This window comes from Neobacillus nitrireducens, assembly GCF_030915405.1.
In the GTDB taxonomy this organism is placed as follows: domain Bacteria; phylum Bacillota; class Bacilli; order Bacillales; family Cytobacillaceae; genus Neobacillus.
On the sequence record NZ_CP133262.1, the window covers coordinates 3,634,539 to 3,648,320 of the forward strand.

General features: G+C 40.0%; 17 protein-coding genes. 10 read left to right on the forward strand and 7 right to left on the reverse strand.

What is annotated here, in order from left to right; genetic code table 11:
• Window positions 1-266 precede the first annotated feature (266 nt).
• The 4 genes from RCG22_RS17535 to eutM (RCG22_RS17550) are packed head-to-tail and all read left to right on the forward strand — an operon-like array spanning window position 267 to window position 3,170.
• Window positions 267-1,793 carry an acetaldehyde dehydrogenase (acetylating) gene (locus RCG22_RS17535; RefSeq protein ID WP_308103979.1) on the forward strand — a complete coding sequence of 509 codons (1,527 nt, stop codon included), beginning with the start codon at window positions 267-269 and terminating at the stop codon, window positions 1,791-1,793.
• Window positions 1,794-1,832: 39 nt separating this feature from the next.
• A complete protein-coding gene (locus RCG22_RS17540) occupies window positions 1,833-2,492 on the forward strand; it encodes a phosphate propanoyltransferase (RefSeq protein WP_308107196.1) in 660 nt (219 codons plus the stop codon).
• 20 nt (window positions 2,493-2,512) lie between these two features.
• On the forward strand, window positions 2,513-2,815 hold the full coding sequence (gene eutM / locus RCG22_RS17545) for an ethanolamine utilization microcompartment protein EutM (protein WP_098263329.1): 303 nt from the start codon (window positions 2,513-2,515) through the stop codon (window positions 2,813-2,815).
• A 58-nt stretch (window positions 2,816-2,873) separates the two neighbouring features.
• Window positions 2,874-3,170, forward strand: a complete 297-nt coding sequence (eutM, locus tag RCG22_RS17550; protein ID WP_098263328.1) for an ethanolamine utilization microcompartment protein EutM — start codon at window positions 2,874-2,876, stop codon at window positions 3,168-3,170.
• 87 nt (window positions 3,171-3,257) lie between these two features.
• Here eutM (RCG22_RS17550) and RCG22_RS17555 read toward each other — a convergent pair whose 3' ends face one another.
• Window positions 3,258-4,211 carry an NAD(P)H-dependent flavin oxidoreductase gene (locus RCG22_RS17555; protein WP_308103983.1) on the reverse strand — a complete coding sequence of 318 codons (954 nt, stop codon included), beginning with the start codon at window positions 4,209-4,211 and terminating at the stop codon, window positions 3,258-3,260.
• A gap of 760 nt (window positions 4,212-4,971) precedes the next feature.
• Here RCG22_RS17555 and RCG22_RS17560 point away from each other — a divergent pair.
• Genes RCG22_RS17560 through RCG22_RS17575 form a run of 4 tightly spaced genes read left to right on the forward strand, consistent with a single transcriptional unit; the run spans window position 4,972 to window position 8,083 of the window.
• A complete protein-coding gene (locus RCG22_RS17560) occupies window positions 4,972-5,346 on the forward strand; it encodes a GntR family transcriptional regulator (RefSeq protein ID WP_308103985.1) in 375 nt (124 codons plus the stop codon).
• Between the two features lie 11 nt (window positions 5,347-5,357).
• Entirely contained in the window at window positions 5,358-6,047 is a 690-nt protein-coding gene (locus RCG22_RS17565; protein ID WP_308103986.1) for an ABC transporter ATP-binding protein, read from the forward strand.
• Entirely contained in the window at window positions 6,044-6,874 is an 831-nt protein-coding gene (locus tag RCG22_RS17570; RefSeq protein ID WP_308103987.1) for a hypothetical protein, read from the forward strand. Before RCG22_RS17565 ends, RCG22_RS17570 begins: the two co-directional genes overlap by 4 nt.
• Window positions 6,875-6,889: 15 nt before the next feature.
• Window positions 6,890-8,083 carry a hypothetical protein gene (locus tag RCG22_RS17575; RefSeq protein WP_308103988.1) on the forward strand — a complete coding sequence of 398 codons (1,194 nt, stop codon included), beginning with the start codon at window positions 6,890-6,892 and terminating at the stop codon, window positions 8,081-8,083.
• Window positions 8,084-8,225: 142 nt separating this feature from the next.
• Here the strand turns inward: RCG22_RS17575 and psiE are convergent, their stop codons facing one another.
• Window positions 8,226-8,687, reverse strand: a complete 462-nt coding sequence (gene psiE, locus RCG22_RS17580; RefSeq protein WP_308107197.1) for a phosphate-starvation-inducible protein PsiE — start codon at window positions 8,685-8,687, stop codon at window positions 8,226-8,228.
• A 117-nt stretch (window positions 8,688-8,804) separates the two neighbouring features.
• On the opposite strand from psiE, the gene RCG22_RS17585 reads away from it, so the two are divergent.
• Window positions 8,805-9,023, forward strand: coding sequence for an ADP-ribosylglycohydrolase family protein (locus RCG22_RS17585; RefSeq protein ID WP_374049377.1), 219 nt, complete (start codon window positions 8,805-8,807; stop codon window positions 9,021-9,023).
• A gap of 158 nt (window positions 9,024-9,181) precedes the next feature.
• Here RCG22_RS17585 and RCG22_RS17590 read toward each other — a convergent pair whose 3' ends face one another.
• The 5 genes from RCG22_RS17590 to RCG22_RS17610 all read right to left on the reverse strand — a co-directional run bounded on the left by RCG22_RS17590 (window position 9,182) and on the right by RCG22_RS17610 (window position 13,025).
• Window positions 9,182-9,931, reverse strand: coding sequence for an alpha/beta fold hydrolase (locus tag RCG22_RS17590; protein ID WP_308103989.1), 750 nt, complete (start codon window positions 9,929-9,931; stop codon window positions 9,182-9,184).
• Window positions 9,932-10,219 (reverse strand): Ada metal-binding domain-containing protein, encoded by a 288-nt coding sequence (locus RCG22_RS17595; protein ID WP_308103990.1) that lies wholly within the window; start codon window positions 10,217-10,219, stop codon window positions 9,932-9,934.
• 150 nt (window positions 10,220-10,369) lie between these two features.
• A complete protein-coding gene (locus RCG22_RS17600) occupies window positions 10,370-10,594 on the reverse strand; it encodes a hypothetical protein (RefSeq protein WP_308103992.1) in 225 nt (74 codons plus the stop codon).
• A gap of 150 nt (window positions 10,595-10,744) precedes the next feature.
• Window positions 10,745-11,986: an MFS transporter gene (locus tag RCG22_RS17605; RefSeq protein WP_308103993.1), complete on the reverse strand. Its 1,242-nt coding sequence runs from the start codon at window positions 11,984-11,986 to the stop codon at window positions 10,745-10,747.
• Window positions 11,987-12,077: 91 nt separating this feature from the next.
• Window positions 12,078-13,025 carry an L-lactate dehydrogenase gene (locus RCG22_RS17610; RefSeq protein ID WP_098263317.1) on the reverse strand — a complete coding sequence of 316 codons (948 nt, stop codon included), beginning with the start codon at window positions 13,023-13,025 and terminating at the stop codon, window positions 12,078-12,080.
• Between the two features lie 357 nt (window positions 13,026-13,382).
• Between RCG22_RS17610 and RCG22_RS17615 the strand changes: the two genes are divergently transcribed.
• Complete coding sequence (locus RCG22_RS17615) at window positions 13,383-13,781, forward strand: hypothetical protein (protein ID WP_308103994.1); 399 nt, start codon at window positions 13,383-13,385, stop codon at window positions 13,779-13,781.
• The last annotated feature ends 1 nt before the right edge of the window (window position 13,782 follow it).

Genomic DNA, 13,782 nt, shown 5'->3' on the forward strand with positions numbered 1-13,782 from the left:
CTTGAAACTAGACCCGAAGGAAATCAATAAGAAGAGAATTGACTATATCGTTCTCGAATATGGTTTAGACATTGCCCTTGAGCTTCTCGGCAGTCTAAAAGTAACATATCTTCGAACTCTGGCAAGAGAATATAAGAGCTTAGGTATTGCAGGACGATTCATATCGAAAGCCGATAAGAAAACGCTGCTTTTAGAGTTAACGAACTATTACCAAAAAACAACGAAAAAATAGATGACTAGATTACGTGAAAGGGGGGAATTCTCTAATGGAGAATTTCGACTATGATTTAAGGTCCATCCAAGCAGTTAGAGATCTTGCCCGTTTAGGAAAAGCAGCAGCGGAACAGATGGCTGACTATACAGAAGAACAAATTGATCAAATCCTCCGCAATATGGTAAAAGCAGCTAAAGACCACGCGGTCCTGCTGGCCAAAATGGCTGTTGAAGAAACTGGTTTTGGTAAAGTAGAGGATAAAACCTACAAAAATCATTTAGCATCGACTATTTTGTATCAATCCATAAAGGATTTGAAAACTATTGGTATCATTCAGCATGATGAAGCGACTCAAATTATGGATGTGGCGGAGCCTGTCGGGTTGGTCATGGGAATCATCCCTTCCACCAATCCCACATCAACAGCGATTTATAAAGCGATGATTGCCATTAAATCACGTAATGCGATTGTCTTTTCGCCGCATCCATCTGCCGCAAAATGTACAGTGAAGGCTGCTGAAATCATGAACCAGGCGGCAGTAGAGGCGGGTGCTCCTGCCAATATTATTGGATGTATTTCGCTGCCAAGCATGAATGCAACCAATGAACTGATGGAATGCAAAGAAGTGAAAATGATTATTGCTACGGGTGGCCCAGGACTTGTAAAAGCCTCATACAGTAAAGGAAAGCCGGCACTTGGCGTTGGCGCTGGCAACTGTCCTGCCTATATTGAGAGAACGGCCAATGTTCAAAAGGCCGTGAAGGATATTTTGGCCAGTAAGACGTTTGATTACGGCACCATTTGTGCATCTGAACAGTCCGTTATTGTGGAAGAGTGCAACCAAGAGCAGGTGATAGCAGAATTCAAAAAGCAGGGTGGCTATTTTATGAGCCCTGAAGAAACAGCAAAAGTCTGTGAATTACTTTTTAAAAATGGACATGCCATGAATGCAAAGTATGTTGGAAGATCACCACAGGTGATTGCAGCCGCAGCAGGGTTTTCCACTCCGGAAGGAACCAAAGTTCTGATTGGAGAGCAAAAGGGGGTCGGCCCAGCTTATCCATTATCCTATGAAAAACTAACATCTGTTCTTGCTTTTTATACCGCAAAAGATTGGGAAGAAGCATGCCAGCTTTGTATTCAACTGCTTCAAAACGGTATCGGCCACAGCATGAGCCTTCATACTCAAGATAAAGATATCGTCATGAAGTTTGCTAAGAAACCGGCATCGCGGATATTGGTGAATACTGGCAGTACGCAGGGAGCTACTGGGGCAAGCACCGGACTTATGCCTTCCTTCACACTGGGATGCGGAACATGGGGTGGCAGCTCGGTTTCGGAAAATGTCAGCCCAGTCCATTTGATCAATATTAAGAGAGTGGCTTACGGACTAAGGGATTGCAGCACATTAGCCTCTGCTGACCCGACGTTCAACTATCCTGAGTTATCATTAACTAGCTGTGAAAGCAGTCATGAAGAGGCAGATTCCTTAAAAGGGAATATTGGCACAGACTTTTCAAATAATGAACAGCTTGTCAAGCTCATCAACGAGTTAGTAACAGCAATGGCGAAGGGGTAAGTTCCAATGGACAAATATGAGAATGTTCTACAACTTTTAATGGAGGCGCTACAATCCAATCAGGCTTCTACAGCAGTGAAAGAGGTGCCTCAAGTTGCCGCATCCACTACGGCAGAGGTAAATGTAGATTCCTTCGATATTCCAGTCGGGTTTTCTAATCGGCATATTCATTTATCCAAGGATGATTTATATAGCTTGTTTGGAGATTGGTATCAGCTGAAAAAAACAAAGGATTTATCCCAGCCTGGACAGTATGCATGTAATGAAACCGTGACTATATGCGGTCCAAAAGGTGCAATTGAAAAGGTGCGAATTCTTGGACCTCTTCGCGAGCAGACGCAGGTGGAAATTCTTGAAGGTGATACCTTTAAGCTTGGAATGGCCACACAGCCAAGAATGTCAGGCCAATTGAAGGGATCACCAGGGATCACCATTATCGGACCAAAAGGGTCTGTGCAGCTTACTGAGGGTCTAATTATTGCCCAAAGGCATATCCATATGAACCTCACTGATTCTGAGCGTCTGGGTGTTCGTGACAAACAGATTGTTTCGATTGAGTTTAATGGTCCGCGCGGTGGTATTTTAAATAATGTAGCGATACGGGCAAATGTCACTTCTTCGCTGGAATGCCATATCGACACAGAGGAAGCAAATGCCATGGGTGCTAAATCATCTACAAAAGTTAAAATCATAAAATAACCATTTTGGAGGAATAAAACATGAGATACGATGCATTAGGAATGATCGAAACTAAAGGTTTGGTTGCTGCAATTGAGGCGGCAGATGCCATGGTTAAAGCAGCAAATGTTAACTTAATCGGAAAAGAACTTGTTGGCGGCGGTTTGGTCACTGTCATGGTAAGAGGAGATGTTGGTGCCGTTAAGGCGGCAACGGATGCAGGAGCTGCAGCAGCAGAACGCGTAGGAGAGCTTATTTCCGTTCACGTGATCCCACGTCCACACGGAGAAATGGAAGGTATTCTTCCTGGAGAGAAAGCAGTTAAGGAATCTGTAACTGTCTAAGTTTAATAGAATTCGTGTATTTGTCAGCAAAAAAAATACTATTTTGGAGGGCTCAACGATGAAATATGATGCATTAGGAATGATCGAAACAAAGGGTTTAGTGGGAGCAATTGAAGCAGCAGATGCCATGGTTAAAGCAGCAAATGTTTATCTGATTGGAAAAGAACATATTGGCGGCGGCCTTGTAACTGTCATGGTAAGAGGAGACGTAGGCGCGGTTAAAGCAGCAACAGATGCAGGAGCAGCAGCAGCAGAGCGTGTTGGCGAATTAGTTTCCGTCCACGTGATCCCACGTCCACACGCAGAAGTAGAAACCGTACTTCCAGCACAAGCAGCTAAAGAATTAGTAAGATAATTGCCCATGGGGACGGTTCTGCCGGCTTTTTATTGGTCGAAGTTGACCAATATTGAGCCATAAGATCCGTCCCCTTGGCATTTAAATTCACATACAAGCTTTATATTCACTCATAATATTGTTGATAATTGTTTCTACTGGCAGGATTTCTTTGATTTCATGTACTCTTGCCCCCGCAAAAACAAGCCCATTCTCGCAATCTCCATTCATTGATGTGATCAAAGAATCTAGCGTACAAAAACGATAAGAACAATTTTTTAGGCAATCTATACACTTTTTAATTTTTACCTTTTTATCATCAGAAATAAGTTCAGTAAACTGGTTCTTAATTGCACGACCATGGAGACCAACAGTTGTTTTTACCAAGAGGGTATCTTCCTGCTTGGCATGTACATATTTTTCTTTAAATGATAAGGGGGCATCACACTCTTCACTAGCAACGAATCTAGTTCCCATCTGTACCCCAGACGCACCTGCACGAAAAGCTCTGGCAAGATCTTCTCCAGTCATAATTCCTCCAGCAGCAATAACTGGAATATTAACAGCTTCAACCACTTCTGGCAAAATATCAAATAAAGGTCTTTCCGTACCAAGGTGTCCGCCGGCCTCATGACCTTCTACAACAACGGCTGAAGCACCAAGACGTTCTGACAATCGAGCGAGCTTCGCCGAAGACACAATCGATATGACGGGTATTCCGGATTCTTTGCCCCAGGCATACATATCTCTTGAAATTCCAGCACCTGATATGATGAAATCAACCTTTTCATCAATGGCGGCTTTCATTTTTTCAGCAAAGTCATTCATAGCGAAAAGAACATTTACCCCAATATAGCCGGAATCCTTTATACTCTCCTTGGCCTTCCTTATATGAGATCTCATTTCATCGACGGTAATCCCGGTTCCTGATATGATCCCAATTCCTCCAGCATTCGCTACGGCGGAAGAGAGTCCACTTAAGGAAATCCCTACACCCATACCACCTTGCATGATTGGAAACTTCGGCATCATATGACCTATTTTCAATTGTGGAAAGTTCAAAAAAATAACCCCATTTCATTACGTTTTTTAAGTGAAGCATAATTTCACCCATTGTAACAATAGGGTTTTCTAGTAAATAGTGATGTATGTAATGGTTCATCCTAAAAGTTAAAAGTAAATCTCCTTTTGTCACAGAATGTTCAAATTTTAGCCCGTCGAAGGCAAAAAAACGAATCAACGGGAACTAATGGAAGCGACTAATGCCCGGCGAAGGCAAAAAGGAGAATCACCGGGAACTAGTGGAAGCGACTAATGCCCGTCGAAGGCAAAAAGGAGAATCAACGGGAACTAGTGAAAGCGACTAATGCCCGTCGAAGGCAAAAAGGAGAATCAACGGGAACTAGTGAAAGCGACTAATACCCGTCGAAGGCAAAAAGGAGAATCATCGGGAACTAGTGAATGCGACTAATACCCTTCGAAGGAAAAAAGGCGAATCAACGGGAACTGGTGAAAGCGACTAATGCCCTTCGAAGGAAAAAAGGCGAACTCACGGGAATCCGAATAAACTCTATTGCATTAATAGTGTATTGTATGTATAATACACTTTATCAGGTGTATTATTAGCTTAATACATTCCAAGTGTGAAGCAGTTTTATGAATATAACACCCTTAGTCTACACTAAATGTACCAAGCACTTAATACAGTCGGTTATTGGACCAGTGTTCAGTAAGATACACGGAATCTGCTTTTTTTTGTAACAACTGTATTAACCAAATAATACAGCAGGTAGGAAACTATTATGTTTTGGGAGTTGGGTCTATGGATGTCAAGTTTAACAATCGGGATCCTGTTTATGTTCAAGTGATTCGGCATTTTAAAGAACAAATTGCCACAGGTCTTTTTGAACCAGGTCAAGAGATTCCATCGAGAAGGGAATTAGCGAATCAGCTGAAAATTAATCCAAATACAGCGCAGCGTGCGTATAAAGAAATGGAGGAACAGGGGTTGATTTTTACGGAAGGAAACTTACCAAGTCGTATTACGAAAGATGAGCAGGTGTTGAAAATGGTGCGAGAGGAATTGATTCAAGAGGCAGTGGATGCATTTGTTGATTCCGTTCGCACTATCAATGTCCCTTTACATGAGGTCTTGAATTTAGTGAAAACAAAGTATGACAGAGAAAGTAATGAATAGGGGGGATTTATGTGATTGAAGTGAAAGAGGTAACGAAAAAATTTGGCCGGAAGAAAGTGTTGAATGGAGTTTCTTTTACGGCTGAAAAAGGGAAGATTACTTGTTTAATTGGTATTAATGGTGTAGGGAAGACAACCATTATGAAAGCGATTATGGCCCTAACCCCTATTGATGATGGTGAAATATTAATAAATGGTGAAAAAATTCATAAAGGGAGCTATGAAAAAATCACCTTTATCCCTGATACGATTACGATGCTTCCCCAAATGAAAATAAGTGATGCGTTTACCTTTATGGCTGATTTTTACGATTGCTGGAATCAGGAAAGGGCAAGCGAACTGCTCCAATTTTTCAAGCTGAAAGAAAGTGATCGCATTTCTGAACTTTCAAAAGGCAATACCGCAAAAGTGAACCTTTTGCTCGGTTTAGCGATGGATGTGGATTATGTTTTAATGGACGAACCTTTTTCAGGGATTGATATATTTAGCCGTGAGCAAATTGCTAATGTATTTACGAGCCATCTTATCGAGAACCGTGGTGTTATCATCACCACACATGAAATTAATGATATCGAACATCTCATTGATAAAGTCGTGTTACTTGATCATGGAGTCGTGTTAAAGGAATTTGATACCGAAGAGGTCAGAGAAAGTGAAGGAAAATCGGTTATCGATGTCATGAGAGAGGTGTATAAAGCATGAGTCGTTATTTGAAGTTGGTCAATTTCGAGTTTAATCGTTTTTTGAAGCTATATATCGTTTTAATAGGAATTACGATTCTATCCCAATTAATTGGCGTGACTGTTGTATCACGAGACTATGTAAATCAAGCAAATAAAATGATTTACGAGGAATCCATGCCGATGAGTAAGTTTATCGAACAAAATGGGACCCTATCTTTTCATAATATTTCTCAGACTCTATGGTTTATGGGCCCGATTGGTCTTTGTTTGGTGGTGTTAATCATTTATGTTTTTTTTATCTGGTATCGGGATTGGCTTGGAAAAAATACATTTATCTATCGTTTGCTCATGCTGCCGACTGCCCGACTCCATATCTATTTAGCAAAAGCGACAACAATTTTACTATTGACTTTAGGTCTTGTTGCCTTGCAGCTCCTATTATTACCGATCGAAAATCAATTGTTACTGCGGATCGTTCCGAATGAGTTGCTTACCAATCTCTCGCTGTATGAAATAATTAAAGAACCTAATTTAATGATCATATTTCCAAATACGTTTAGTGAATTTATTCTCTATTATGTCGGAGGCATGGCTGCTGTATTTATGGTTTTTACGGCTATTTTATTTGAACGTTCTTTTCGGATCAAAGGAGTGTTCTACGGGATACTCTATAGCGCCGCTTCTCTACTAATCTTCTTAGCTCCCATATTAGTGAATGAATTTATTCTAGGAAATTACTTTTACCCACTGGAACTCTTTTTTATGGAATTAGCAACAGGTTTGATTGTTTTGATGGGTGCTATATGGATAGGAAATTTCCTCATCACGAAAAAAGTAAGAGTTTAATAGGAGGGCACGAAAATGAAACGATATTGGAAAATCATCTCGGTTTGCATCGTTACGGTGCTGGTGATTGGAACGTTCTATATCCAATCTAGTTTGGCTGCCAAAGGGAATGTAAAAGTTAAATTCGAAAAAGTAAGCGGAAATGAAGAGGAAGTGAAAAATGTCATTTTTTATGGTGATTATACAGTTGGTAACCTATTTCAATCCCTTCAAATGACAAATATAGAAACCCTTCAACTTAATAATCAATCTCTGTTTCAACAACTAAAAAGGAATTACACCGTGCCTGTTTTAAAAAAATTAATCGAACAGCATCGGACTTTTATGCGGGGGAAGGAATTAATGCCCAATTACTTTTATGAAAATGAAAATCTAGTAGCCTACGCCAGCATAAAAGCAAAGGAATTTGATATTGAAATTTTAAATAAAAAATCAGAAGAAACTACTTCCATCCAGTTAGCTGTGCCGAAAAAAGGAAATTACTCTTGGATAGAGGTTCTCGATGTTCAAGCCTCAGAACGTAACTTAAAGGTGATTACACGCGGGTTTCGGACTGAGGGCGGAAATGATCTGAATGGATACACGATTAACCTCGACGAACGAAAATTAGTGAAGGATGAAAGGATTCATACGGTTCCAGCGGCAGGGAATGGCTGGTCGGATATTATCATGATCAATGATCCTCATTCGATTCAGTCCGAAAAATATCTTTTGTTTAAGACAGAGACGTATGAAGATAAGCAGGTCCCAGCTGTGGGAGAAATGGTAATGGACGGTGCACCTAATTTAGTTGCCAATGAAGTCATGGTTTACGATATTGAAAAGAACCAGTTGAAAAAAATAGTGGTTCCTGATGAAATCCGTGGAACTCTGGGTGACCTATCTGCGATCTTTCATTCAACAATCTTTCTACTATCTCAGTCAGCGGATCATTTAGAAGTAAACCAGTATGATATTGAAAAAGAGAAATGGGGTAAAAAACTGACTGTAGATTTACCAAATAATACAGATGGTGAAGGTGCCTCATTTATTAAGTTAATGAATGGAAGAATATATATCATTCATTCAACCAAGAATGGCTCTAACATTTCCATTCGTGATTTAAAAACAGGATTGTCCTTATATGAAGGAAAACTAAGGGTGAAAAATATGGGGGAAGGTCAGAAAGATATTCGCTTGCATGTGAATGAAATAGAGGGTGTTCAATAAAAATGTTAGTTTATTTGATTGCTTGAATTAATAGTTAAAAGGAAGCAGTTGCATCTTTCATAAAGATGTGCCTGCTTCCTTTTATCTTTTTATAATGGTTAGTGTGTTGCGGTGAAGATGAAAGCTTCTCTCTGAATTCCTTTTAACGACTTAAAGCATTATTTTTATTAAAGAACCATTTACTATCAGGTCGGTCACGAGGGGTTAAGTTTAAGATAAAATACCCAATGATTAGGATTAAGATGACAAGGGAATAAAGCATGGTATTTACAGGCTGATCGTGGTCGACAATAATTATTCTTACCATTGCCGTGATGCCAATGTATATAAAGTATCTAATCGGAAAATGGTATTCTTCCTTGAAATATTTAACGATCATCGTAATAAACTCAAAATATAAAAAGAAGATGAGGATATTATCCAGAAAAAGTTTATAGTCATCGCTGCCACTTTCAATCAAAATACGGCTGAAAATAATTAATTCCTTCATGAGTAGAATCGATAGAATAATGGCTAAAAGAATGAGAGAAACATTTAAAAACACCTGGAGAATCTTAGGTATCATCCTTAATACAGAAGCAAAATCCCTTTTTTCCTTTACCATGGAAATCATCCTCACCCTCTTTTTTAACTATAGATCCTATGAGTAAAACTTGATTAGAGAAGAATCAATGATGTAGTTATATCCTATTTTTAATTTTATGAAAAATCAAGTTAATTTTTGGTAAATGTATTGTTTGACCAAGGGAAACCAGCTTATGTATTGAAAGTTGTTAATTTAGGAGATGACGCCGATACAACGGGAGCTATCTATGGACAATTAGCCGGAGCTTTTTATGGGGTATCGATGATTCCAGAACAATGGCGGCAGCAACTCGTTCAGCTTGAATTCATCGAGACCTTGGCCAATAAGCTTTATGAATTGCAGCTGGAAACATGACATCCTTTATTAAAATTATTCTTAGCTGTATGTGGTTGTAATTTTTTTATATGACTTCCCCCATCGAACCTTCCAAAGGAGCGATGGGGGAAGGTTGGATTGTCATAAAGCTCTATCAAGGGCATGAGAACAGTCCCCTTGGTGTTCCAACAGAAAATTTAATACCACCTATTGAATTCCTCATTCTTTTCAATTTTCGCTACATGACCTGCCTTTTTGATCAAATACCGCTTTGAATTTGGTATTAATTGATGCATTCTTTTTTGCATGAAGGAAGGGCAAATTTTATCGTTTTGACAGGAAATAATCAGGGTGGGTACTTTTATATTTTCCAGAGTCTCCCGGTAATCAATATGTATACATGCCTTCCAGGATGGCAGAAAACCGTCTAAATGATTGGACCAATTTGGCAAAACCTTTTGAATCATCTCATCGCTCTTATTATAAAGGCACCGCAATGTCGCTTCCTCTTTAAATTGTTCAACGGTCATCTTGGCATATTTTTTATTACTCAGTGATAATAGTTTCTCAAGCCAGGTGGGAATGTAGAAAATAGTGCATGCTAGAATAAAAGACTTTACTTTTTCAGGAGAAATCTTATAAATCTCTTGCGAAATGATTCCGCCCATGGAAAAACCAAGTATATGCGCATCTTTAATAGCCAAGTGATCCAATAGGCTCACAATATCTCTAGCAAATGCGGTTATGGATATTTCCTCACCTTCAGTACATTTGGATTTCCCGAATCCTCGTAAATCAGGGATAATAACATCGAAATGGTCTGCAAAACGATGTTGAAATTTCCAACCTTCCTTTTGTTCACCTAACCCATGAATTAGGACAAGCGGTTCACCACTGCCCATCCGGTCATAGGAAAGATTAGTTCCATTGATGAAAGCCTGGTACATTTAAATCCCTTCCTCATTTGAATTTCGATTTTCCTTCCAAATAACATATTTTTCACGCAAACACACACCACATGGTCTGTATCCTGCAGCAATCGCTGTTTGTTCATCAGCAAAAAATACTCTTTCGTTGATGTATCCTCCTTTTTCAATCGCACGTAAGGCTGCTCGACAATCCATTCGACCATATATTTTATTTTTGCGATACCCTCCAAACGTTCCTGGAGTGGAGCTCTTATACGGTTTTCTGTCAGGACCAACCAGTGTATAGGTTTTGTGTTCTTCTTTCAACGATCATATTCCCCTCTCTGCTTCAGTTGTATATGGAATATTTCGACAAAGGTGGATAAAGCCCTGTTTTTTTCAAAAAGAAAAGACCACAGGGGGGTCCGGTGGTCGAAACAGCCTGATGAAAAAACGTAATATACACTCCCCTTGGACTCAATGATTCTTCCTACGATTTGATTTAAGGATCCGTTTTATAATCCACCAGCACAGTGGGAAGTTAATAAAAAAGGTGATCGCGATAAAAGTTGCGAATGCGATCAACTCACTATTCATTTCATCCCCAGGATTCATATAAACAATTGCATAAAATACCACGTAAATGATGATCGTAATAAACAGTGCGGATATTCCATCGGACAATTTATTAAAAAATTTCATTCTATTAATTCCAACCCCCTTATGGACCTATAAACCAACTTCCAATAAAATCTATCTTCCATATTAGGATATTAAATGGGAATTTTCAATCATTAGTGCTGTAGGGACGTATAAAGAGGGACCGAATTCAATCGAATTCGGTCCCCCTGGTTACGCTGCTTTTCTCATGTCTGCTACCTGTTGCCGTGTTTCTGGGAAGGTAGCCACTAAGAAGATGTACAAACTGGATACTGCGATAAAGAATATCATTGCTGGCGTGTATCCGGAAGAGCCTAGAATAAAGCTCCATACAATGGTAGCAATGGTTTGGCCCGCATAGGCGATTGCCCAGAATAGTCCGAACATAATTGTCAATCTTTGTGGAGTCATCCCTTTTAACTCATGGGGCAGATTCAAAAAGATTGGGTACTGGATATACATCGCAAATCCCGATATCGAAATGAGGGAGTACGATAGAAGCGGAATTTTATTAGCAAAAACGAGTGCAAGGGCAAAGGTCCCAACCATGACAATTCCTGAGAACAGGAGGGTGGGCTTCCGCGGCACGCCCTTATTCCCGATTCGAATCCCTGCAAATGTACCGAGAATACCAAAGCCTGAGATTAATAGGTTGGTTACAGAGCCATTTAACAAGGTATATTGATCAAAAATCGCTTTAAAGCTCACCAACGATAGGACATACAAGGTCAAAAAGGAAGCAAAAGCCAAGCCATAGCGCCAGAGAAATCCGTCCTTGAGAGCCTCTTTATAACCGTATTTTTCAGCTTTCCCACCCGATTCTTTTGTTTCAAAGGTCTCTGCTTTCCAAAGCCATGCGATAAAAAACAAAATCGTTAACGATGCGAAGAAAGTTAGAGTTAAACGCCAGTTGGCCACCATTTGCTTGGCAAAAATCGTAAATAAGACGGCGACAATAAAGGCTCCGGCATTATAGGCGACGGTATTGGCCGCATTAATGCGCAGCTTTACATTTGAATTTTTTACATAGTGAGCAACGATAGGGTTCATATAGACAATAACCATCGAGCCCCCTACGGCCATAACCATCCTTGCGACTGTATAAGCCCAATAATTCGGTAAATAGATTGCGACAAGCCCCATCATTAAAAGCCCAATTGCCACCCCTGCGGCTTTTCGAGGTCCTAATTTCATGAGCACAATTGCAGCTAAAATATTAGCAAATACACGAGCAGTCGTAATCGAGTAATTTACTAATTGAGAAATAATCGGGTCAACCGGTCCACCGAAAAACGTCTCGGTTATTTGCGGTGTCAATGAAGAACCCGCCACCCAGTTCATCGCAAAAGTTACATAGGCCAGCCATAAAACAGCCATCATAAAATAACCCTTTTTTGAATGATTTATAGTTTCCATACCCTCATCTGCTTTCATTCGTGATTTTACCTTGGGACGGTGCTGGTGGTTTTTATTGCCCCAAAAAAACCATGAGAACCGTCCCTGTGGACCTGTGGAACCTTTGGATCTAGATTACTGGTTTCATTGTTTCTTTTAATACTGTAACAGAGTGGTTAAATTGTTGTTTTTCTAGTTCATTTAGTTCTATTTCAAGGACTTCACGGATACCGCCACGGTCAATGACTGCAGGTACTCCGATAAACACATCGTTTTGTCCATATTGTCCGTCTAGATAGGAGGAAACAGTCAAGATACAGTTTTCATTATTTAAAATCGCCTTCGTAATTCGAACAAGGGACATGCCGATTCCGTAGTAGGTGGCACCTTTTCGTTCAATGATATGATAAGCCGCATCACGGACGCTTACGAAAATATCTTCTAAACTTTCATTGGTTATTTTTCCGGCAGGGAGTTCTTCCAGTCTTTCCACACCAACTGAGGCACGGCTCCAAACCGGAAGTTCTGTATCACCGTGTTCGCCGATGATATAGGCATGAACATTTCTTGTATCCATGTTGAAATGCTGGCCAAGTGCAAAGCGGAGACGCGCTGAATCTAATACGGTACCGGAACCAATCACTCGTTCTTTTGGCAGCCCGGACTCTTTCCAAGTCACATAGGTTAAAATATCAACAGGGTTTGTTGCGACCAAGAAGATTCCGTCAAATCCGCTTGCCATAATGTTTTTTACGATTTGTTTAAAAATTTTTGTGTTCTTTTCCACTAATTCTAAACGGGTTTCGCCAGGTTTTTGAGCCAATCCTGCGGTAATCACCACTAAATCTGCCTGTTCGCAATCTTGATAAGTACCGCTCCAGACCTTGATGGGTGACGGAGCAAACGGGATTCCGTGGTTAAGATCCATCGCTTCGCCCTCCGATTTTGCCTCATTCACATCAATAAGAACTAACTCTTCCGCAACTCCTTGATTAATCATTGAATAAGCATAACTGCAGCCGACTGCACCTGTTCCAACTAAGACAACCCGATTTACTTTTTTATTTCTGTTTTCCATGATGATAATCTCCTTTATATAAGGAATTTTTATTAAACTAGTATCCTTTAAGCTAGTAGTGATTTTTTGATATTTAATAACTTGATGGTGTTAGTATACCACTGGTTTGTGAAATACTTCACAATTAATATGACAAAAATATGAACATTTTGATGGAAGCCTTTACATTTTACGAAAAGCATGTTCTTGGACGTATGAGTTGGTTAGGGTCCCAAAGGTATATAGGTAACCTAGGAGTATGAGAACCCTGCCCATTGAACAGGGTGAAAAATTTATTACTAGATTCCCTTTTCACCAAGATTTCACCATCCTCTATTAATATTCATTACATCAAGTAACGAAAGGAGGATGAAAGAAATGGATACAAGAGTGAAAAAGGGTATTTTTTGGGGTGTCATCATTGCCTCTTCGGTACTGATGATTAACGTACTCCACTTATTTTTTGGAAGAAGCAATGCTTTTGCTAGAGGTCCTCATGGACACGGCGGCGGCATGGGTCAGCGTGGTGGCGGATTTGGCGGCCACGAGATGATGAATGGCCACCATGACGGCGGATCCCCTTGGTTTTTCCTTATTATGGGACTAGCACTTCTCGTTCTAGTAGTAAGATGGCTTAGAAAGAAGTCGAAAGCTTCTTCCATGCAACAGTTTATTGACACCTCAGTTGTAGGTTCGCATATACCAGTAACCAACCAAAATGCTAGCGTTTTGGACCAATGGGAAAATAATATTTTAACTAAAAAGGAGAATGAATAAC